The following is a 20,916-nucleotide window of genomic DNA, read 5'->3' on the forward strand; positions in this document are numbered from 1 at the left end:
AAGAACCCGGCCTAGGCCGGGTTCTTTTACAGCTCGAAGGATGCTTACAGAATATCCAACGGATATTCGGTGATCACGCGAACTTCGTCCAGCGCGCTGGAGCCGCCGGAGTAGACCCAGCCCATGTCATTGTTGCTACGCCAGGTGGCCTGGCGGACGGTGATGGAAAGATCCTTCGCGGGGCCTTCCTGGAACACATACTTGACTTGAAGGTCGCGCTCCCACTCCTTGCCGTCGCTACCATAGGCGCCAGCAAATGCACCGTTCACGTCGGCATTGGTGCCGTCGACATCGCTGCCGGTGATGTAGCGGGCCATGAAGCTCAGGCCGGGTACGCCGAAGGCGGCCATATCGAGATCATAGCGGACCTGCCAGGACTTCTCGCCAGGGCCGTTGAAGTCGGAGTATTGGACGGAGTTGGCCAGGAAGACCGAGTCACCGTAGTTGAAGCCATCCATCATGATGTAGTCCATAGGTTCGTCGCCGTTATTGCGCTGATGGGCGAGGGTGAACTTATGGGCGCCTAGGGTGTAGGCAGCAGCTAGGGAGAAGATTGTGTTGTTTAGTTCGCCGGCCTTGGCTGAGCCTTCGTCCACGGTACGATAGATGTTGAAATCGAAGTTCAGTGCTTGGCTGTCGCTGAACGCAATGTTGTAGTTGGCGTTGCCGTAGTACTGGCGCCAGATGTCTTCCAGCTCGGAGCCGTACAGGCTTACGCTGAAGTCATCGCTGAAGCTGTAACTGCCGCCGACATAGTCGGCGCTTTTAGCTGTAACGCCAGCATAGGAAGTGGCGATTTCGCCGTCGCTGTTGGTGCTCATGCTGCCGTCGCGAATGGACGTGAAGTGGCCGGCATCCAGGCTAAGGTTCTCGATTTCGCTGCTTGACAGCTGGAAGCCTTCTGCACTGGCTGGCAGCAGGCGGGCGGTGCTAGTGGCGAAGACCGGGGCGGTCGGGAACAGGTTGCCGTACTTCAGTTCGGTATTGGAGATGCGCATCTTCACCGCGCCACCGGCGTAGGAGTAATCGTCTTCCGCGCGACCATCGCTGTCGATCGGCAGCAGGCCGGTGCCTGTAGTGCCGCGGCCGCTGTCGAGCTTGATGCCCAGCATGCCGTGGGCGTCTACGCCGAAACCTACGGTGCCTACGGTATAGCCCGACTCGTAGAGAGCGGTAATGCCGTGGGCCCACTCTTGACGATAGTTCTGATCGTCAGCGCTTCCGCCATTGCCTGCGCCATTGTTGCGGAAGTCGCGGTGTAAGAAGAAGTTCTTGTTCAGAACGTCGAAGCTGCTGTCTTCAACAAAGCCCTTGGACTCAGACTGCGCGCTGGCGAAAGCCACCTGGGAAGTGCCGGCGGCTACTGCCAGGGCGAGGGCGCTCCACTTCATCATTTGCATGGGAATTGCTCCTTTGGTTTGAAGATTTTCTCACCCGCAGGTTAGGCCTGACTGGGCGGTCTTTCTTTTTGTGTCGGCGCGTAACTTATAGCACGCTGCCGAAAATGACGACACTTGGCCCGGGAAAGGAACCTTTGCTTCACGGTAATGTCGCGCAAGTGCATCATTTTTGTCGCAATTTCATAGCTGTCGCAAGGGTCAGGATTTTTCCGGATGTGCCACGGCAGCCTGTGCACTTGGTTGTAAGCAAATAGCGTGCACAAAATGCCTGATGCATGTTTTTCAGGCCGTGCAGGCTGTATTTGAGGGGTTGAGCTATGCCTTTCGGGGTAGCTTTGCGTCGATTTGGTGCGACTTTTCTTGTGCTGGCGGCTTTTGGTGCGTGTTGCGTGGCTTGGTTTTGCCGGGCGCTCTCGCTAGTCTGGCCGCCTTTGATGCCTGTGACGTGCGTTGGCCGAGTGGCTGGAGGAATGCTCATGTTTGTTCTGGATTCACGTTTGCAACAGGACTGTCTGGTGCTGGGGGATTTTCCACTGTGTCGTCTGCTGCTGATGAATGATGCCCGCTACCCCTGGTTCATTCTGGTGCCGCGGCGTGAGGAAGTTAGCGAGATTTTTCAGCTGGATGCCGCTGACCAGGCACTGCTATGGCGTGAAACTACTATGTTGGCTGAGGTGCTCAAGGATAGTTTTGCCGCCGATAAGATGAATGTGGCAGCGCTAGGTAACGTCGTAGGGCAGTTGCACATGCATGTGATCGTGCGCAAGCGTCAGGACCCCGCCTGGCCTGCGCCGGTATGGGGGCATTCGCCGGCACAGGTCTATACGGCCGAGCAGGTGGCGGCTGTGCTGGAGCGCCTGCGCCTGGTATTGACTGACGACTTCCGGTTTGGCGATGGGGTGTCGGTATGAGTCTGGAGCAGCGGGTCACCGAGCTTGAGGTTCGCCTGGCTTTCCAGGATGACATGTTGGCTAGTCTCAGTACCGAACTGGCCACCCAGCAAAGGATTATCGAGCGTCTGCAGCAGCAGGTGGTCCAGTTGGCTAGACGCCAGGAAGACATGCAGGTTCATGTGGGGGAGCCGATTATCGATGTGCCGCCGCCGCACTACTGATGTTTCGCTGATAAAAAACGCCCCGCTGATGCGGGGCGTTTTTTATCAGGACCTGTGGTTAGCGTCGGCCGGGAAGGTCTATCACCACATCTTCGGCCTGCAGTCCCTTGTCGCGCTGCATGACCACGAACTCGACACGTTGGCCTTCGACCAGAATGCGGTGGCCGTCGCCGCGAATGGCCCGAAAGTGCACAAAGATATCATCGCCTGAATCGCGGGAAATGAAGCCGAACCCCTTGGATGTGTTGAACCACTTGACCGTTCCGCTTTCGCGCAGGCCGCCGGCATTGTTGTTGGTGTTCTGGCTAGGCGTTGCGCGGCTACGCGGAGCGCGTTGTGGGCTGGGCAGACGCAGTACATAACACAGGCTGGCTATGGCCAGGAGTAGCAGGGCTGGCAGGTTGCTGGGCAGTGGTAGCGTCAGTAGGACATCCAGCGCCTGGGTCAGGGTGGCTACCACGAGCAGCAGGCTGCCGGCTTGTTGCAGGCGGGTCAGGCTGCTGTGGGTCAGGCCGGAGACGATCAGATTGGACAGAGCCAGCAGGCCGAGTGCCAGCAAGCTGCTGTCCTGCAGTGGGGCTTCGTTACTGGTTTGCAGGGTAAGGATGGCTGCCAGCAATAGTGCGCAGGCGCCGGTCAGCAGATGCACGATCTTCAACATTGAGATACTCACGTCAGAAAAAATAAAAAACACAGCGATACCAGCAGGCCGCGCCGGCTAACCCGGGCGTTTGCTCGACACAGAGCAGCGCTGTTATCAGGCATTGCCCGCTTGTGGGGGCTTGGGGGCTGGCTGGCGGCGGCTATTTAACCGTAAAGGCGGGGGCTTCTCAAATTAGCCCGTTAGTGCGGGCGTGCTCGGGCTCGGCTGAACCTGGTTGCGTCCGCCGCGCTTGGCCTGGTAGAGGGCGTCATCGGCACGGGTCAGCAGGCTTTCCAGGTTGTCGCCTGGAACCGCCAGGGCAACACCGAAGGAGGCGGTGATAGTGTCCAGTACCTTGTCAGTGCTGCGTACCTTGACCCGTAGCGCCTGGATTTTCTGGCGCAAGAGTTCGGCATGCTGCATGGCCTGCTGTAGATCATGACAGTCGCGCATGACTACGCAGAACTCCTCGCCGCCGTAACGTGCGGCCATGGCGCGAGGTGGCAGGGTTTCCCTGAGCATCTGGCCAAAGTGCTGCAGCACCCGATCGCCCAGCGGGTGGCCGAACTGGTCGTTGAACTGCTTGAAGTAGTCGATATCCATGATGATCAGGGCGATGCCGCGCGGATCATTGGCCAGCGCCTGTTCCAGCAGGCGACTGAAGGAATGACGGTTGAACACCTGAGTCAGGCCATCCAGGGTGGCGGCCAGCTGGGCGCGCTCCAACTGGTTGCGCAGGTTCTGGATTTCCGCTTGGGCGGCTTGCAGGCGGGAGAGGAACTGCTCCTGCTGGTGCTGCATCAACTGGGTGCTTTCCTGCAGGTCGTGGAGGACGTCCGGCAGGTCATCGATCAGCGGGTCATACAGGGCGTTGAGGCCTTGTTCGAGGCTGGCCTGGTAGGCTTGGCTGCCCGCTACGCTGCGCGCCACGTTGCCTTCGATGTCGTCGACCAGTTCGATCACCTGTTGCTGGCCTTGGCGTGCTTCGTCCAGTTCGCCTCGGATGATGAACTCGCGGTACAGCTTGACGGCGCTTTCCGGGGGGAAGGCATCAAAGTCCTTGACGATCTTGTCCAGGCGGCGTTGCAGCTCCGGCTCGTTGCCCTGGCAATAGCTGTACCACAGGGCGTAGTGCACCGGATTGGGGGGGATGTCGTGACGCACCATGTGCGGCACAGCCTGCTTGAGGAGGTCGGCGGCCTCGCGGGTTTCCTCGGGAAACAGCTCCAGCAGGCTGGTAGGTTTGTTGGCTTTGCTCATGCACGTCACTGTGGGGGTGGTGTCCAGGGCTGCGGGGCGTCGCGGCTCAATGCTCAGTCGAGCAGGCTGCGTAGCATCCAGGCGGTTTTTTCATGCACCTGCATGCGTTGCGTGAGCAGGTCGGCGGTAGGTTCGTCACTCACCTGATCAACCAGCGGGAATATACCACGAGCGGTACGCACCACGGCTTCCTGGCCCTGTACCAGTAGCTTGATCATTTCCTGGGCTGACGGTACGCCTTCTTCTTCCTTGATCGATGACAGGCGGGCATAGGCCGCATAAGTCCCGGGGGCCGGAAAGCCCAGGGCGCGGATGCGCTCGGCGATCAGGTCGACAGCCAGCGCCAGTTCGGTGTATTGGGTTTCGAACATCAGATGCAGGGTGTTGAACATCGGCCCGGTAACGTTCCAATGGAAGTTGTGGGTCTTCAGGTACAGGGTATATGTGTCGGCCAGCAGACGGGCCAGGCCGTCGGCGATGGCGGCGCGATCTGCTTCCTTGATACCGATGTTGATGTCCATGGGCTACATCCTCTTCTCGGGTAACGATGTGCCAAGCCTAGCATGTGCCGCGCTTGGGGCATGTTGTTCAGGGTCAACGCCTGGCCAAGCTATAAATGTGCCAGTTGCGGTTGTTGCTGCAGGGTGTGGTTGAACACTTCGACCCAGTGGGCGCTGAACTGGCGGCCCGCCAGGTTGTTGATTTCCAGGATGGCGCGCAGCCGTGGGCGCTTGCTGAGTGTCTGGTAAGCGCGCTCGTGGGTGCGCGCATCGAAGGTGTCGGCGATCGCCAGGATCAAGGCGCCCGGATGGATTTCCACCTCGCGCAGGCCGCGCGGATAGCCTTGGCCGTCAGCGTGTTCCTGGTGGTGCAGGACAATTTCGGCGGCATCCTCCCAGCGTTCCAGGCGGCGCAGCAGGTCGTGGCCAAGGCGTGGGTGGCTGCGGATGTGCTGGACTTCTTCGCGGCTGAGGCGGCTTTTCTTGTGCAGTACGTGCAATGGCAGGAAGGCCATGCCCAGGTCGTGCAGGCAGGTGGCGACAGCCAGTTGCGCGGGGTCGACTACGCGGCCGCCCTGTTGGTTGATGGCCAGGGTCAGGTGAAGCAGGCGCAGGCCGCGACCTTGCCAGTAGCGTGAGCGCTGTTCAATCGCTTGCATCAGGGTCAGGCAGAACTGCACATCGGCGTCCGCAGGGATGTCGTAACGTTCCAGCAGGCGTGCGCAGTCAGGCGCGCTCTCGGGCGTCGCGTTGGGCTGCAGGGCGCTGCCGGGCGCCAGTTGCAACAGCAAGCGTTGGCGCGCAGTCGCCTGCTGTGTCGTCGCTGTGCCGGCGAGTTCGTGGAGGGCGATAGCCAGTTGCGCGCAGTCTGTATCCGGCTGGTAGTCCAGTGCGCCGGCGTACACGGCCTGCAGGTGCTGGCGCAGGCGATCGAAGCTGAGCAGCAGGATGTCGCCAAGCAGGCTGTCAAAGCGCAATTGCCGGCTACGCAGCGCCGCCAGGATATCCTCCATGGCCTGCGGAAGGGGTAGCAAGGCGTGCAGGCCGACCATGCCGATATTGCCCTTGAGGCTGTGCAGTAGACGAAACAATTCAGCCAGGCGTTCGCTATCGTCGGCATGCTGTTCCAGTTCGATCAGCAGTTGCTCGCAGCGTGGCAGTTGCTCCTCGGCATCCAGGCGCAGGTCCTGGAGCAGATCGCTATCAACGGGGCTGTTCATGGTGGTTTTCCCGGGCTGGCGACGTCGCTCCTGCAGTATAGGAGAGGCTCGGCAGGGCGGCTGCAAGGCGCGTGGCTTTAAGGCTATAATCCGCGACTTTGCCGTTGCCTGCCCGGGCTGCGGTGCGATTTGGCGCTGTCGCGCTGTCGCGCTGCCGTGCTTGGCCCGTGCCCGGCCCGAATCCACGACCTTGAGAGAAGCGAAGCGCGACCATGATGCGAAGCCATTACTGCGGCCAACTGAACGAGCGCCTGGACGGCCAGGAAATCACTCTTTGCGGCTGGGTGCACCGCCGTCGCGACCACGGTGGCGTGATCTTCCTCGACATCCGCGACCGCGAGGGACTGGCCCAGGTGGTATTCGATCCGGATCGCGCCGAGACCTTCGCCAAGGCCGACCGTGTGCGCAGCGAGTATGTGGTGAAGATCACCGGCAAGGTACGTCTGCGTCCGGCCGGTGCGGTCAATCCGAACATGGCTTCCGGCGCCATCGAAGTGCTGGGTTATGAGCTGGATGTGCTCAACGAAGCCGAGACTCCGCCGTTCCCGCTCAACGAATACACCGACGTTGGCGAGGAAACCCGCCTGCGCTATCGCTTCATCGACCTGCGTCGCCCGGAGATGGCTGAGAAGCTCAAGCTGCGCTCGCGCATCACCTCGAGCATTCGCCGCTACCTGGACGAGAACGGCTTCCTCGACGTCGAAACGCCGATCCTGACTCGCGCTACCCCGGAAGGTGCGCGCGACTACTTGGTGCCGAGCCGCACCCACGCCGGCAGCTTCTTCGCCCTGCCGCAGTCGCCGCAGCTGTTCAAGCAGCTGCTGATGGTCGCCGGCTTCGACCGCTACTACCAGATCGCCAAGTGCTTCCGCGACGAAGACCTGCGTGCCGACCGTCAGCCGGAATTCACCCAGATCGATATCGAGACCAGCTTCCTCGATGAAAAAGACATCATGGGCATCACCGAGACCATGGTGCGCAACCTGTTCAAGGAAGTGCTGGACGTCGAGTTCGGCGAACTACCGCACATGACCCTGGCCGAAGCCATGCGTCGCTTCGGTTCGGACAAGCCGGACCTGCGCATTCCGCTGGAACTGGTGGATGTGGAAGATCAGCTCAAGGACGTCGAGTTCAAGGTATTCGCGGGACCTGCCAACGACCCGAAGTGCCGCGTCACCGCACTGCGCGTGCCGGGCGGGGCGAGCATGCCGCGCAAGCAGATCGACGACTACACCAAGTTCGTCGGCATCTACGGCGCCAAGGGCCTGGCCTATATCAAGGTCAATGAGCGTGCCGCCGGCGTTGACGGTCTGCAGTCGCCGATCGTCAAGAACATCCCGCTGGACAACATCAACGTGATCCTCGATCGCGTGGGTGCTGTCGATGGCGATATCGTGTTCTTCGGCGCCGACAAGGCCAAGATCGTCAGCGAAGCCCTGGGCGCGCTGCGTATCAAGCTGGGTCATGACCTCAATCTGCTGACCTGTGAGTGGGCCCCGCTGTGGGTGGTCGACTTCCCGATGTTCGAGGAAAACGACGATGGCAGCCTGACCGCCATGCACCACCCGTTCACCGCACCGAGCTGCAGCCCGGAAGAGCTGGAAGCCAATCCGGCCGCCGCGCTGTCGCGTGCCTATGACATGGTCCTCAACGGCACCGAGCTGGGTGGCGGTTCGATCCGTATCCATGACAAGGCCATGCAGCAGACCGTGTTCCGCGTGCTCGGCATCAGCGAGGAAGAGCAGCAGGAGAAGTTCGGTTTCCTCCTTGATGCGCTGAAGTACGGTGCGCCGCCCCATGGTGGCCTGGCCTTCGGTCTGGATCGCCTGGTCATGCTGATGACCGGTGCCAGCTCGATCCGTGAAGTGATTGCCTTCCCGAAAACCCAGAGCGCTGCCTGCGTGATGACCCAGGCCCCGGGCCTGGTGGATAACAAGGCGCTGCGCGAACTGCATATTCGCCTGCGTGAACAGGTGAAAGCAGAATAAAGCGTAAAAGAAGCCTGGATTTCCAGGCTTCTTCTTTATGGCTGGACGGAGAGGCTCGAACTCTTACGCCTGGATATCGAATTTGCAACAACCGGAGTGAGTTATGGCTGGTCATTCCAAATGGGCCAATATCAAACACCGCAAGGGTCGCCAGGACGCCAAGCGCGGCAAGATCTTCACCAAGCTGATTCGCGAGCTGACGGTGGCTGCCAAGCACGGCGGGCCGATTCCGGCGGATAACCCGCGTCTGCGCCTGGCCGTGGACAAGGCGCTCACGGCGAATATGTCGCGTGATGTGATTGATCGTGCGATTGCCCGTGGTGCCGGTAACAACGAAGCTGACAACGTCATGGAGCTGAGCTACGAAGGCTATGCGCCCAACGGCGTAGCGATCATCGTCGAGGCCATGACCGACAACCGTAACCGCACGGCTGCAGCGGTACGTCATGCGTTCAGCAAGTGCGGCGGCAACCTGGGCACCGACGGCTCGGTAGCCTACATGTTCGAGCGCAAGGGGCAGATCAGTTTTGCACCGGGCGTCAGCGAGGAGGCGCTGATGGAAGCGGCGCTGGAGGCGGGAGCTGACGATGTGGAGATGGGCGAGGATGGCTCGGCACTGGTGTCGACCAGCTTTGCCGAGTTCCATGCGGTGAACGAAGCGTTGAGCGCTGCCGGCTTCAAGGGCGAGGAAGCGGATATCGCGATGATCCCGACCATTGCCGCGCCGGTGGATGATCTGGAGACCGCGCAGAAGGTGCTCAAGCTGATTGATATGCTGGAAGACCTGGATGACGTGCAGAACGTCTATCACAACGCGGAAATTCCCGACGAAATTGTTGCCCAGCTCGATTGATCGATACCCTGGGTGGTGAAAAAAGCCGGGATCGCAGGTGCGCTTCCGGCTTTTTTATATCGATGCTGCTCCGTATACTCATGGCTGGATAAATAGACAGTATTCCGGCCGTGGCCGGATGTGGAGTGCACGGGCGGCATGACTCTGATCCTCGGCATCGACCCAGGCTCGCGTATCACCGGTTACGGTGTAGTGCGCGATACCGGGCATGGCTGTGAATATGTGGCTTCCGGCTGTATTCGCACTGGCGAAGGCGACTTGCCTAGCCGACTGCAGCAGGTATTCCGCGGTGTTGGCGAGGTGATCCGTCAGCATGGGCCGGTGACCATGGGCATCGAGCAGGTGTTCATGGCCAAGAATGCCGATTCGGCGCTCAAGCTCGGTCAGGCGCGTGGCGCGGCGATCGTGGCGGGAATCGAAGCCGGTCTGGCGATCAGCGAATACACCGCCAGCCAGGTGAAGCAGGCGATTGCCGGAACTGGCGGGGCAGACAAGCAGCAGGTCATGCTGATGGTCATGCACCTGCTCAGGCTGACCCAGAAGCCGCAGGTCGATGCCTCCGACGCCCTGGCCATTGCTCTGTGCCACGCTCATCATCGGCAAAGTCTTATTCCCCATGGTCTGCTTGGCGCGCGCCGTCGTGGCGGGCGTCTGCGTCTGTAAGCAAAGGAATTTTCTGTGATCGGTCGACTGAAAGGCCTGCTGGTGGAAAAGCAGCCACCGCATGTTTTGCTGGATGTGAATGGCGTGGGCTATGAACTGGAAGTGCCGATGAGCACGCTTTATTGTCTGCCCGGTCTTGGCGAGGCGCTGCTCCTGCATACCCACCTGGTGGTGCGCGAGGATGCCCAGCTGCTCTACGGCTTTGCCCAGAAGCGTGAGCGTGAGCTGTTTCGTGAGCTGATCCGCCTGAATGGCGTGGGCCCCAAGCTGGCGCTGGCACTGATGTCCGGCCTGGAGGTCGATGAGTTGGTGCGCTGCGTGCAGGCCCAGGACACCTCGGCGCTGGTCAAGGTGCCGGGGGTGGGCAAGAAGACTGCCGAGCGCCTGCTGGTTGAACTCAAGGACCGCTTTAAAGCCTGGGAAACGTCGCCGTTGATGGCCGGGCTGGTGGTGGAACCTCGTGCAGCGCAGGTAGTCTCAAGCGCTGAAAGTGATGCGTTGAGCGCCTTGCTGGCGTTGGGCTACAAGCCGCAGGAAGCCAGCAAGGCTGTGGCGGCGGTCAAGGCGGAAGGCCTGTCCAGTGAAGAAATGATTCGGCGCGCCCTCAAGGGCATGGTGCAAGGGTGATTGAAGCGGATCGGCTGGTGGCTGCCAGCCCGCGGGAACGCGAAGAGCAGATTGATCGGGCCATTCGCCCGTTACGCCTGGCCGACTATATTGGTCAGCCGGTGGTGCGCGAGCAGATGGAGCTGTTCATCCAGGCCGCGCGCAGCCGCCAGGAGGCGCTGGACCATACGCTGATCTTTGGCCCGCCGGGGTTGGGCAAGACGACGCTGGCCAATATCCTTGCCGCAGAAATGGGTGTTTCGCTGAAGAGCACCTCGGGCCCGGTGCTGGAGCGTCCGGGTGACCTGGCCGCGCTGCTGACCAATCTGGAGCCCGGCGATGTCTTGTTCATCGACGAGATCCATCGCCTCTCGCCGGTGGTCGAGGAAGTCCTCTATCCGGCGATGGAGGACTTCCAGCTGGACATCATGATCGGTGAAGGCCCGGCGGCGCGCTCGATCAAACTCGATCTGCCACCCTTTACCCTGGTCGGCGCTACCACGCGTGCCGGCATGCTGACCAACCCGCTGCGTGATCGCTTCGGTATCGTGCAGCGCCTGGAGTTCTACAACAGCGATGACCTGGCGAGCATTGTCAGCCGTTCCGCGGGCATCCTGGGCTTGTCGATCGATCCGCAGGGTGCCTACGAAATCGCCCGCCGGGCGCGCGGTACGCCACGTATCGCCAATCGCCTGCTGCGGCGAGTACGCGACTATGCCGAGGTGCGAGGCAATGGCGCCATCTGCCTGGAGACCGCTGATCGTGCATTGAACCTGCTGGATGTCGATGCGCGTGGCTTCGATCATCAGGATCGCCGTTTGCTGCTGGCAATGATCGAGCGTTTTGATGGTGGTCCGGTGGGGTTGGACAGCCTGGCGGCGGCGATTGGCGAAGAACGGCATACCATCGAGGATGTGCTGGAGCCCTACCTCATCCAGCAGGGCTATATGATGCGTACCCCGCGAGGGCGCATGGTGACCCGGCATGCCTATCTGCACTTTGGCCTTAATCTACCGACACGCCTCGGCGAAGGGGCGACAGCCGACCTGTTCAACGGTGAAGGCTAGTCGATGAAAAAATACCTGTGCCGGTGGATTGGCAAGGCCTCGGGGGATCACTAGAGTATGCGCGCCTTGCAGCAAGCCTTGTCGTTTCGTTATCCCTGCCGGGTCTACTACGAAGATACCGACGCTGGCGGGATCGTTTACTACGTCAACTACCTCAAGTACATGGAGCGTGCCCGTACCGAGCGGCTACGCGCCATGGGCTATGCCCAGTCGCAACTGGTTGGTGAGAACCTGTTGTTCGTGGTGCATTCGGCGGAGGTGCGTTACCAGCAGCCGGCGCGCTTGGATGATGCGCTGTATGTGAGCGCCGAGGTGCTGTGGCTGAAGCGTGCCAGCCTGTGTTTCAGCCAGCAGGTCAGGCGTGAGCAGGATGATGCGCTGCTCTGCCAGGGACAGTTCACCGTGGCCTGCGTGCGGGCTGACAATTTGCAACCCCGGGCCATACCCGAAGCGCTGCGTGCAGCCTTCGCCGCCCCTCTAGGAGACTAAGTGTGGAAGCCACAGCCGTTGACAATATGTCTGTATGGAGTCTGATCAGTCACGCCAGCCTGGTCGTGCAGCTGGTTATGCTGTCGCTGGTTGCTGCCTCGGTCGCTTCGTGGGTCATCATCTTTCAGCGCAGCAACCTGATGCGCGCTGCCAAGCGTGGTCTGGAAACCTTCGAAGAGCGTTTCTGGTCGGGTATCGATCTGTCCAAGCTGTATCGCCAGGCGGGTAGCAACCCTGATCCAGACTCGGGGGTCGAGCAGATTTTTCGTGCCGGCTTCAAGGAGTTTTCCCGCCTGCGCCAGCAGTCCGGCGTAGACCCCGATGCGGTCATGGATGGTGTCAACCGTGCGATGCGCGTGGCCATTTCCCGCGAAGAGGAAAAACTTGAGACAGCGCTGCCGTTCCTTGCCACGGTAGGCTCGACCAGTCCCTACGTCGGTCTGTTCGGCACCGTATGGGGCATCATGAACTCCTTCCTTGGCCTCGCCCAGGTGCAGCAGGCCACCCTGGCTACCGTGGCGCCGGGCATTGCCGAAGCGTTGATCGCTACGGCAATCGGCCTGTTCGCGGCAATTCCTGCGGTCATCGCCTACAACCGCTTCGCGGCGCGCAGTGAGCGCCTGATCGCCCGCTACTACACCTTTGCCGACGAGTTCCAGGCAATCCTGCACCGTAAAGTGCACAGCTCCGACGACTGAGTGCCAAGCCATGGCCAGAATCCGAAACCGCCGCAAACCCGTTGCCGAGATGAACGTCGTTCCCTACATCGACGTCATGCTGGTGCTGCTGGTGATCTTCATGGTCACCGCGCCGATGCTCAACCAGGGGGTCAAGGTTGACCTGCCCAAGGTGTCCAGCGAAGTGTTGCCGCAGGACAACGATGCACGCGTGCTGACCATCTCGATCAAGGCGGACAAGAGCTATTACTGGAACATGGGCGACTCGGTGGATGCCGAGCAGGGCAAGGACAGTGAAAGCAGTGTGTCGCTGGACCAGCTGGTGGCGGCCGCCAGCGGCATCCTCGCCGAGAACAGTCGGCAGGGTAAGACCGTGCAGGTCTTCGTGCGCGGCGACAAGGCTGTGGACTATGGTGCAGTGATGGCGGTGATGGGTGGCCTGCAGCAGGCCGGCGTGGCCAATGTCGGGCTGATTACCGAGGCGCCCTGATGCAGCCCATGCGCGAGCCGTTGCCCTCGGAAAATCTGTTCTGGCCTGTGGTCTGGGCGGTCAGCCTGCACCTGCTGATCATCATTCTGCTGTTCGTGAGTTTCCAGTCCACGGTGGAACTGCCACCTTCCAAGCCGGTGGTGCAGGTCACCCTGTATCAATTGCAGTCGCAAAGCCAGGCGACTACGCGTACCAATCAGAAAATTGCCGGTGAGGCACAAAAAACTTCCGCGCCGGTGCATCAGACCGAGCAGATGGAAAGCCGCAAGCAGGAACAGCAGAAGCAGGAAGCAGCGGCTGCAGCGCGCAAGAAGGCTGAGGACGCGAAGAAGGCTGAGCAGCAGAAAAAGGCTGAAGAAGCACGCAAGAAGGCCGAGCAGGCCGCGATTGCCAAGAAGAAAGCCGAACAAGAGCAAAAAAAGAAACAAGCTGAAGAAGCTCGCAAGAAAGCCGAGGCGGAGAAAAAACGCAAAGCCGAGGAGGCGCGCAAGAAAGCCGAGGCCGATAAGCAGCGCAAGGCCCAGGAGGCCGCGCGCAAGGCGCAGGAAGACCGTAAGGCACAGGCGCTGGCCGAGCTGTTGTCTACCGATACCCAGTACCAGCAGACTCAGGCCGACACCTTGGGTAGTCAGGTAGCGGGCAGCTTTGATGATCTGATTCGCCAGCTGGTCTCGCAGAACTGGACACGTCCACCTTCGGCACGTAATGGCATGGTTGTGGTCGTACAGATCAACATGTTGCCCGACGGCACCATTGCCAATGCCAGCGTTTCGCGTAGCAGTGGTGACGCCGGTTTTGACAGTTCCGCGGTCAACGCGGTGCGCAATGTCGGGCGCATCAGCGAGATGCAGGGCCTTAGCCCGGCAGACTTCGCCCCTTATCGCTCGTTCAAGATGACTTTTACCCCCGAGGACTTGGCACTGTGAGCACTTTCTTCCGCGCTTTGCTGATCATGCTCTGCTGCACGGCCGGCCTGGCCATGGCAGAGGAAAAGAATATTCTGGTTACCAGTGGCGCCGATCGTGCCATCCCGGTGGCCGTGGTGCCGTTCGGCTGGCAGGGCGGTAGCCTGTTGCCCGAGGACATGGCGGAGATTGTCGGCAATGACCTGCGCAATTCCGGGTTCTTCGAGCCGATTCCACGGCAGAACATGATCAGCCTGCCCACGTCGGCCGCAGAGATCATCTATCGCGACTGGCAGGCGCTGGGTGCGCAATATGTGATGGTCGGCAGTATCCAGCCGAATGCCGGGCGCTTGCAGGTGCAGTTTGCCTTATTCAACGTAGCGACCCAGCAACAGGTCATGGCGGGTAGCGTAGGTGGCGCGGGTGACCAGTTGCGTGACATGGCGCACCATATTGCCGACCTGGCCTTCGAGAAGCTCACGGGGATCAAGGGGGCGTTTTCCACCAAGATGCTGTACGTCACCGCCGAGCGCTTTGGTGTTGAAAACACCCGTTATACCCTGCAACGTTCCGACTACGATGGCGCGCGCGCCGTGACCCTGCTGCAGTCGCGCGAGCCGATTCTTTCGCCGCGCTATGCGCCGGATGGTCGGCGGATCGCCTATGTGTCGTTCGAGCAGAAGCGTCCGCGGATTTTCATCCAGCATATCGATACCGGGCGTCGCGAGCAGATCACCAACTTCGAGGGGCTCAACGGCGCGCCGGCCTGGTCGCCGGATGGCACGCGCCTGGCGTTCGTGCTTTCCAAGGATGGCAATCCGGAAATCTACGTGATGGACGTGGCTTCTCGCCAGTTGCGCCGGGTTACCAATCACATGGCCATCGATACCGAGCCCTTCTGGGGCAAAGACGGCCAGACGCTGTATTTCACTTCGGACCGCGCCGGGCGCCCGCAGATCTACAAAATGAACATCAACAGCGGGGCAACCGATCGGGTGACTTTCGTTGGCAACTACAACGCCAACCCGAAGCTGTCGGCTGACGAAAAAACCCTGGTCATGGTGCATCGCCAGGACGGCTTTACGGTATTCCGTGTGGCGGCTCAGGACCTGCAAACCGGACGTGTGCGGATACTTTCCGCAACAGGTCTGGATGAGTCGCCCACTGTTGCTCCAAACGGCACCATGCTAACCTACGCCACCCGTCAGCAGGGTCGCGGTATGTTGATGCTGGTGTCCACCAACGGACGCTTCAAAACACCGCTTCCGACCGCTCAAGGTGAAGTGCGCGAACCGTCCTGGTCGCCCTATCTTGATTAAACGGTCAATAACTCGATTTTCCCAACACACTGAAAGTTCATCAGGAGCTTTACCATGGAAATGCTGAAATACGGCAAATTTGCTGCCCTGAGCCTGGCCCTGGCTGTTGCCGTAGGCTGTTCCTCCAAAGGCGGCGACGCTGCCGGCGAAGGCGCTATCGATCCGAACGCTGGCTACGGTGCCAACGGTAGCGGTGTAGACGGTGCTCTGAGCGAAGAAGCTGCTCTGCGCGCCATCACCACCTTCTACTTCGAGTTCGACAGCTCCGACCTGAAGCCGGAAGCCATGCGCGCCCTGGACGTACATGCCAAGGACCTGAAAGGCAACGGTGCTCGCGTTGTTCTGGAAGGTCACGCTGACGAGCGCGGCACCCGTGAGTACAACATGGCGCTGGGCGAGCGTCGTGCCAAGGCCGTGCAGCGTTACCTGGTACTGCAGGGCGTTTCCCCGGCTCAGCTGGAACTGGTGTCCTACGGTGAAGAGCGTCCGGTTGCCACTGGCAGCGACGACAGCGCCTGGGCTCAGAACCGTCGTGTAGAACTGCGTAAGTAAGTTCTCATGGCTATGTCCGCGCGTACCTTGATCGCAAGTTTGGCCCTGCTGCCTCTGATGGTGCAGGCCCAGGTGCCGGTGGTGGATGGTGGTGCTTATCCGGCCAGCTATCCACCTGCGGGTTTCGGTACGAGCGGTGCCTCCGCTGCGGTCGGGGCTTCGGCCCCGGCTACAGCGCAGGGTGAACTGTTCATGCAGTTGCAGCAGATGCAGCAGGAAATCGCCTTGCTGCGTGGCATGCTGGAAGAACAGCAAAACGAGATTCAGCAACTCAAGCGCGAAGGTCTGGAGCGTTATCAGGATCTTGATGCGCGGCTCAGCGGACAGGCTGCCCTGCCGTCTGCCAACGCCTCTTCTTCTGCGCCGGCCGCTGCGGCGGGCGCAGCTCCGCAGGCACCGGCGGCTCAGGCTGCACAGGCGCCTGCCGATCCGGCCAAGGAAAAGCTGTTTTATGATGCGGCTTTTGACCTGATCAAGGCCAAGGATTTTGCCAAGGCTACCCAGGCTTTCACAGCGTTCCTGCAGAAGTTCCCGGCCAGCCAGTATGCTGGTAACGCCCAGTATTGGCTGGGTGAGGTCAACCTGGCACAAGGTAATCTGCAGGCTGCCGGCCAGGCATTTGCTCAGGTCAGTGTGGGCTATCCACAGCATGCCAAGGTCCCGGATGCCCTGTTCAAGCTGGCTGATGTTGAACAGCGCCTGGGCAATACGGCCAAGGCCAAAGGCATTTTGCAGCAGGTTGTCCAGCAGTACCCGGGCAGCTCGGCGGCCCAGCTGGCCCAGCGTGACCTGCAGCGCCTGCCCTGATCAGGTGCTCAGTTTTTTGCGCTTGAAGCGCCTGGCCTGACGCGGCAGAATCTGCACCCCTTTTTCGCAACGGAGGCGGATGGCCTGTATCGCCGTCACGCCCGTGGCTCATATGTCTACAGAAACCCTGCGTATCACCGAGATCTTCCACTCGCTGCAGGGGGAAACGCGTACCAGTGGCTTGCCCACGGTGTTCGTGCGCCTCACCGGCTGTCCCCTGCGTTGCCAGTATTGCGACACGGCTTATGCCTTCAGTGGCGGCGAGTTGCACAGCCTTGACGACATTCTTGCCCAAGTGGCCGGCTGGAATCCGCGGCATGTCTGTGTCACCGGTGGCGAGCCGCTGGCACAACCCAACTGTATTGCTCTGCTAAAGCGTTTGTGTGATGCGGGTTATCAGGTCTCCCTGGAAACCAGTGGCGCGCTGGACGTAGCGGCAGTTGATGCGCGGGTCAGTCGCGTGGTTGATCTGAAAACGCCTGGTTCGGGTGAGTTGTCGCGTAACCGTTACGAGAACATGTTCTTGCTGGGGCAGCACGATCAGGTCAAGTTCGTGATCTGCTCGCGGGAAGACTATGAGTGGGCGCGCTCCAAGCTGATCGAGTTCAATCTCCCGCAGCGCGTCGGAGAGGTGCTCTTTTCGCCGAGCTTCCAGCAGGTTCAGGCGCGAGAACTGGCCGAGTGGATCATTGCCGACAATTTGCCGGTGCGTTTCCAGTTGCAGTTGCACAAGCTGCTGTGGAATGACGAGCCGGGCCACTGAGGAGGACAACGATGACTGACAAGCGCGCAGTGATTTTGCTGTCTGGTGGCCTGGACTCCGCCACGGTGCTGGCCATGGCTCGAGAACAGGGCTATGCCTGTTACAGCATGAGTTTTGACTATGGGCAGCGGCATCGTGCCGAGCTACAGGCTTCCGTGCGTGTGGCCGAACAGTTGGGTGTGGTTGAGCACAAGGTCGTGGGGCTTAATCTAAACGGCATTGGAGGCTCGGCGTTGACCGACCAAGCTATTGCCGTGCCCGAGGATGGCCTGGCCGAAGGCATTCCGGTGACCTATGTGCCGGCCCGTAACACGGTGTTCTTGGCGCTGGCGCTGGGCTGGGCCGAGGTATTGTCGGCGCAGGATATTTTTATTGGCGTGAATGCCGTGGACTACTCCGGCTATCCGGATTGCCGTCCGGCGTTCATCGAGGCTTTTCAGCAGCTGGCCAACCTGGCGACGCGTGCTGGCGTGGAGGGCGCGGGATTTCGTATTCGTGCGCCGCTGCAGGATATGAGCAAGGCGCAGATCATTGCCGAAGGCGTGCGTCTGGGGGTTGACTATGCGTTGACCGTATCCTGCTACCAGGCCGACGAGCAGGGGCGAGCGTGCGGCAAGTGCGATAGCTGCCGCCTGCGCGCAGCGGGCTTTGCAGCCGCTGGCGTCGCCGATGCAACACGCTATTTTTGAATATTTTTCGTTGGGTGTTGATTTCCCGTTAAAAATCAGTATCATGCGCCTCGCGTTGGGTCGTTAGCTCAGTCGGTAGAGCAGTTGGCTTTTAACCAATTGGTCGTAGGTTCGAATCCTACACGACCCACCATATCGCCAAAGCCAGTCAAGTGACTGGCTTTTTTTATGCCCTGTAGAAGGCGTGGGCGGGAGGCGCCGGGCCCGGTGGTATACTACGTGCTCGCGTTTAAGCACCCTCAGGTTTGATGACATGACGCAGATTTCCGAACGCCTGCTGGTGCAGGCCCACCTTGCCGCCAAGCAGCCGAAGCCGCTGACGGCCGAGGAGGAAGCCTTCTTCCGCAGCGAAATCGCCGCCGAGCTGAAGAAGCAGAACGCCGTGCTGGTGGCGCATTACTACTGTGATCCGGTGATTCAGGCGCTGGCCGAGGAAACAGGCGGTTGCGTATCCGACTCATTGGAAATGGCCCGCTTTGGCAGCCAGCATGCGGCGCAGACCCTGGTGGTAGCCGGGGTCAAGTTCATGGGTGAGACGGCGAAGATTCTCAACCCGGAAAAGCGCGTACTGATGCCGACTCTGGAGGCTACCTGCTCTCTGGACCTGGGCTGCCCGGTGGACGAGTTCTCGGCCTTCTGCGATCAGCATGCCGAACGTACCGTGGTGGTCTACGCGAATACCTCGGCGGCGGTGAAGGCGCGCGCCGACTGGGTGGTGACCTCCAGTTGCGCGTTGGAAATCGTCGAGAGCCTGATGGATAACGGCGAGAAGATTCTCTGGGCTCCCGACCAGCACCTGGGGCGCTACATACAGCGCGAGACGGGGGCCGACATGCTGCTGTGGGATGGCTCGTGTATCGTGCATGAGGAATTCAAGGCTCAGCAGCTCTCAGACATGAAGGCACTGTACCCGGAAGCGGCCATTCTGGTGCATCCCGAGTCGCCTGAGGCGGTGATCGAGCTGGCCGATGCGGTGGGCTCGACCAGTCAGTTGATCAAGGCGGCGCAGACCCTGCCAAATCGCCAGTTCATTGTCGCTACCGATCGCGGCATCTTCTACAAGATGCAGCAGCTCTGTCCGGACAAGGAGTTCTTTGAAGCGCCTACGGCTGGCAATGGTGCAGCGTGCCGCAGCTGTGCGCACTGTCCGTGGATGGCGATGAATACGCTGGAGCGTACCCTGCACAGCCTGCGTCAGGGCAGCAACGAGATTTTTGTCGATGCGGCGCTGATTCCGCGTGCAGTCCAGCCGCTCAAGCGCATGCTGGACTTTACCCAGGCGGCGCGCCTGCGTCTTGCTGGCAACGCCTGAGCGCGCGTTTTAACGCATCAGGCTCTGCACAAGCCGCTGGTCGTCGCGTAGTTGCTGCTGGCGAGCATCAATGCTTGCGGCCAGGGGGAAGTTGCCCATAGCGCGGCGTTTGGCCAGGTCCAACTGTTGCAGGGACTGGTCAAAATCACCCACCAGGGCAAAAAACTCGGCGCGTGCCTGGTGTAGGCCAATAGCATTGCCTGAGAGACCGCGGACTTCGGCAACCTGATACCAGATGTCGGGATCGCCGGGTCGGCTCTTCAGCAGGCTATCCAGGGTTTTTTCCGCCTGCTGCGGTTGATTCTGCTTGAGTTGCAACTCGACCTGTAGTTGCTGCAGTGGGTAGTGCTGGGGGTAAAGCTCGCGTAGCCGATGGATGCGTTGTTCGGCCTGGCTCAATTGCTCGGCGGCCATCTCCACCTCGATCATGGCCAACTGGTAGGTCAGTTCGTTGGGTGCCTTCTTGATCAGCTGCTCAAGCTGTTGGCGTGCCTCGCCGAGTTGTCCGGCGCGCAGCCGTGCCAGGGCGAGTCCATAGCGTGCCGCATCCAGTTGCGGGTTGTTATCGAGCATGCTGGCAAAGCGTTTTCCGGCCAAGCCCGGGGTTTCTTCATAGTGCAGCTGTACCCGTGCGCGCAGCAGTTGGTAGCGCAAGCTGTCGACTTTGCCGCGTTGTGGAAACTGTTCGGCACGGTTGCGTGTATCAGCAATGCGGTTCTCGCTGACCGGGTGGGTGAGCAGGAACTCCGGCGGCTTGCTGTCGTAGCGGTACTGGCGCATGAGGCGTTCAAACATGCTGGGCATGGCGCGCGGGTCGAAGCCGGCTCGCTCCAGATTGAGCAGGCCGATACGGTCGGCCTCCTGCTCGTTCTGTCGGGAGAAGCGCCGTTGTTCCTGGATGGCGGCGGCCTGTGTCGACATGATGGCGGCCATGCCAACGTCCCCGGCACCTGCGGCAGCGGCGACGACACCGGCGAGCATGGCGGCCATGACGGGGAGTTGCATGCGTTGCTGCGCTTCCACGCCACGTGCGAAGTGGCGTTGCGAGAGGTGAGCCAGTTCGTGGGCCATGACCGAGGCGTACTCGGCTTCGCTTTGGGCGTGCAGAAACAAACCGCCGTTGACGCCAATGATTCCGCCTGGCGCAGCGAAGGCGTTGAGTTGCGCGCTATCGAGCAGGATGAATTCAAGGCGTCGGTCTTGCAGTTGGCTGGTTTCTGCCAGGCTATACACGCTGCTTTCCACGTACTCCTTGAGCTGCGGATCGGCCAGTTGACGCACCTGGCCACGCAACAGGCTTAGCCAGGCGCGTCCCAGCTGGCTTTCCTGCTGTGGAGAAACGATCGCTGAGCTGGCATCGCCCAGTGCCGGTAAATCGCTGGCCACAAGCCAAGGGCTGGCAAGCAGGCAGGTCAGGCTGAGCAGGGTAGGGCGCAACAGGTTCATGAGCTAACTCGCAGTCTCGATGGCGGGCTCTACTCTAGAGCGGCTGTAGGTTAATTCAATGGGCATTTCGCAATGCCTGGCGACTATGACAGGCTGTCTTTGCTTAGGTTCTTGTTTGGAGTGCTTGCGCTACTCTGCAGTCTGTTGCCTGAG

The 20,916-nt window shown here is 60.7% G+C and carries 23 protein-coding genes, 1 tRNA gene and 1 pseudogene; 18 read left to right on the top strand and 7 right to left on the bottom strand.

What is annotated here, in order from left to right; translation table 11 throughout:
- Positions 1 to 44 precede the first annotated feature (44 nt).
- A complete protein-coding gene (locus CFY91_RS12230; RefSeq protein WP_093986659.1) occupies positions 45 to 1,400 on the bottom strand; it encodes an OprD family porin in 1,356 nt (451 codons plus the stop codon).
- A 476-nt stretch (positions 1,401 to 1,876) separates the two neighbouring features.
- Here CFY91_RS12230 and CFY91_RS12235 point away from each other — a divergent pair, with 476 nt between their 5' ends.
- On the top strand, positions 1,877 to 2,311 hold the full coding sequence (locus CFY91_RS12235; RefSeq protein ID WP_093986660.1) for an HIT family protein: 435 nt from the start codon (positions 1,877 to 1,879) through the stop codon (positions 2,309 to 2,311).
- The gene (locus tag CFY91_RS12240) at positions 2,308 to 2,514 is read left to right on the top strand and encodes a SlyX family protein (protein WP_093986661.1); all 207 of its coding nucleotides are present in this window, start codon (positions 2,308 to 2,310) and stop codon (positions 2,512 to 2,514) included. Before CFY91_RS12235 ends, CFY91_RS12240 begins: the two co-directional genes overlap by 4 nt.
- A gap of 58 nt (positions 2,515 to 2,572) precedes the next feature.
- On the opposite strand, the gene CFY91_RS16240 is transcribed toward CFY91_RS12240, so the two are convergent.
- The 5 genes and pseudogenes from CFY91_RS16240 to CFY91_RS12260 form a co-directional block, all read right to left on the bottom strand.
- Positions 2,573 to 2,791, bottom strand: coding sequence for a cold-shock protein (locus tag CFY91_RS16240; RefSeq protein WP_229727130.1), 219 nt, complete (start codon positions 2,789 to 2,791; stop codon positions 2,573 to 2,575).
- Between the two features lie 81 nt (positions 2,792 to 2,872).
- Positions 2,873 to 3,175, bottom strand: a pseudogene (locus CFY91_RS16310) (cold shock domain-containing protein membrane protein); the annotation flags it as partial.
- A gap of 174 nt (positions 3,176 to 3,349) precedes the next feature.
- A complete protein-coding gene (locus tag CFY91_RS12250) occupies positions 3,350 to 4,417 on the bottom strand; it encodes a GGDEF domain-containing protein (protein WP_093986663.1) in 1,068 nt (355 codons plus the stop codon).
- Between the two features lie 53 nt (positions 4,418 to 4,470).
- Complete coding sequence (locus CFY91_RS12255; protein ID WP_093986664.1) at positions 4,471 to 4,938, bottom strand: Dps family protein; 468 nt, start codon at positions 4,936 to 4,938, stop codon at positions 4,471 to 4,473.
- An 89-nt stretch (positions 4,939 to 5,027) separates the two neighbouring features.
- Positions 5,028 to 6,137: an HD domain-containing phosphohydrolase gene (locus CFY91_RS12260; RefSeq protein ID WP_093986665.1), complete on the bottom strand. Its 1,110-nt coding sequence runs from the start codon at positions 6,135 to 6,137 to the stop codon at positions 5,028 to 5,030.
- A 212-nt stretch (positions 6,138 to 6,349) separates the two neighbouring features.
- Between CFY91_RS12260 and aspS the strand changes: the two genes are divergently transcribed.
- The 16 genes from aspS to nadA all read left to right on the top strand — a co-directional run bounded on the left by aspS (position 6,350) and on the right by nadA (position 19,317).
- Positions 6,350 to 8,125 (top strand): aspartate--tRNA ligase, encoded by a 1,776-nt coding sequence (aspS, locus tag CFY91_RS12265; protein WP_093986666.1) that lies wholly within the window; start codon positions 6,350 to 6,352, stop codon positions 8,123 to 8,125.
- A 103-nt stretch (positions 8,126 to 8,228) separates the two neighbouring features.
- A complete protein-coding gene (locus CFY91_RS12270; RefSeq protein WP_093986667.1) occupies positions 8,229 to 8,978 on the top strand; it encodes a YebC/PmpR family DNA-binding transcriptional regulator in 750 nt (249 codons plus the stop codon).
- Between the two features lie 138 nt (positions 8,979 to 9,116).
- Positions 9,117 to 9,641, top strand: coding sequence for a crossover junction endodeoxyribonuclease RuvC (ruvC, locus tag CFY91_RS12275; RefSeq protein ID WP_093986668.1), 525 nt, complete (start codon positions 9,117 to 9,119; stop codon positions 9,639 to 9,641).
- A gap of 15 nt (positions 9,642 to 9,656) precedes the next feature.
- On the top strand, positions 9,657 to 10,268 hold the full coding sequence (ruvA, locus tag CFY91_RS12280; RefSeq protein WP_093986669.1) for a Holliday junction branch migration protein RuvA: 612 nt from the start codon (positions 9,657 to 9,659) through the stop codon (positions 10,266 to 10,268).
- Positions 10,265 to 11,314 carry a Holliday junction branch migration DNA helicase RuvB gene (gene ruvB, locus CFY91_RS12285; RefSeq protein ID WP_093986670.1) on the top strand — a complete coding sequence of 350 codons (1,050 nt, stop codon included), beginning with the start codon at positions 10,265 to 10,267 and terminating at the stop codon, positions 11,312 to 11,314. The genes ruvA and ruvB overlap by 4 nt, the downstream gene beginning before the upstream one ends.
- A gap of 57 nt (positions 11,315 to 11,371) precedes the next feature.
- The gene (gene ybgC / locus CFY91_RS12290; RefSeq protein WP_093986671.1) at positions 11,372 to 11,803 is read left to right on the top strand and encodes a tol-pal system-associated acyl-CoA thioesterase; all 432 of its coding nucleotides are present in this window, start codon (positions 11,372 to 11,374) and stop codon (positions 11,801 to 11,803) included.
- A 26-nt stretch (positions 11,804 to 11,829) separates the two neighbouring features.
- On the top strand, positions 11,830 to 12,501 hold the full coding sequence (tolQ, locus tag CFY91_RS12295; protein ID WP_371870490.1) for a protein TolQ: 672 nt from the start codon (positions 11,830 to 11,832) through the stop codon (positions 12,499 to 12,501).
- A 10-nt stretch (positions 12,502 to 12,511) separates the two neighbouring features.
- A complete protein-coding gene (tolR, locus tag CFY91_RS12300) occupies positions 12,512 to 12,970 on the top strand; it encodes a protein TolR (protein WP_093986673.1) in 459 nt (152 codons plus the stop codon).
- On the top strand, positions 12,970 to 13,896 hold the full coding sequence (tolA, locus tag CFY91_RS12305) for a cell envelope integrity protein TolA (RefSeq protein WP_093986674.1): 927 nt from the start codon (positions 12,970 to 12,972) through the stop codon (positions 13,894 to 13,896). Before tolR ends, tolA begins: the two co-directional genes overlap by 1 nt.
- A gap of 26 nt (positions 13,897 to 13,922) precedes the next feature.
- Complete coding sequence (gene tolB / locus CFY91_RS12310; protein WP_229727129.1) at positions 13,923 to 15,194, top strand: Tol-Pal system beta propeller repeat protein TolB; 1,272 nt, start codon at positions 13,923 to 13,925, stop codon at positions 15,192 to 15,194.
- A gap of 54 nt (positions 15,195 to 15,248) precedes the next feature.
- The gene (gene pal, locus CFY91_RS12315) at positions 15,249 to 15,746 is read left to right on the top strand and encodes a peptidoglycan-associated lipoprotein Pal (RefSeq protein WP_093986676.1); all 498 of its coding nucleotides are present in this window, start codon (positions 15,249 to 15,251) and stop codon (positions 15,744 to 15,746) included.
- 6 nt (positions 15,747 to 15,752) lie between these two features.
- A complete protein-coding gene (gene ybgF / locus CFY91_RS12320) occupies positions 15,753 to 16,553 on the top strand; it encodes a tol-pal system protein YbgF (protein ID WP_093986677.1) in 801 nt (266 codons plus the stop codon).
- Positions 16,554 to 16,665: 112 nt separating this feature from the next.
- Complete coding sequence (gene queE / locus CFY91_RS12325) at positions 16,666 to 17,316, top strand: 7-carboxy-7-deazaguanine synthase QueE (protein ID WP_188390235.1); 651 nt, start codon at positions 16,666 to 16,668, stop codon at positions 17,314 to 17,316.
- 11 nt (positions 17,317 to 17,327) lie between these two features.
- The gene (gene queC, locus CFY91_RS12330; RefSeq protein ID WP_093986678.1) at positions 17,328 to 18,005 is read left to right on the top strand and encodes a 7-cyano-7-deazaguanine synthase QueC; all 678 of its coding nucleotides are present in this window, start codon (positions 17,328 to 17,330) and stop codon (positions 18,003 to 18,005) included.
- 57 nt (positions 18,006 to 18,062) lie between these two features.
- A tRNA-Lys gene (locus CFY91_RS12335) sits at positions 18,063 to 18,138 on the top strand.
- Between the two features lie 120 nt (positions 18,139 to 18,258).
- Positions 18,259 to 19,317, top strand: coding sequence for a quinolinate synthase NadA (gene nadA / locus CFY91_RS12340; RefSeq protein ID WP_093986679.1), 1,059 nt, complete (start codon positions 18,259 to 18,261; stop codon positions 19,315 to 19,317).
- Positions 19,318 to 19,326: 9 nt separating this feature from the next.
- On the opposite strand, the gene CFY91_RS12345 is transcribed toward nadA, so the two are convergent.
- Positions 19,327 to 20,763, bottom strand: coding sequence for a M48 family metalloprotease (locus CFY91_RS12345; RefSeq protein WP_093986680.1), 1,437 nt, complete (start codon positions 20,761 to 20,763; stop codon positions 19,327 to 19,329).
- Between the last annotated feature and the right edge of the window lie 153 nt (positions 20,764 to 20,916).

The organism is Pseudomonas fluvialis (genome assembly GCF_002234375.1).
Taxonomy (GTDB): Bacteria; Pseudomonadota; Gammaproteobacteria; order Pseudomonadales; family Pseudomonadaceae; genus Aquipseudomonas; species Aquipseudomonas fluvialis.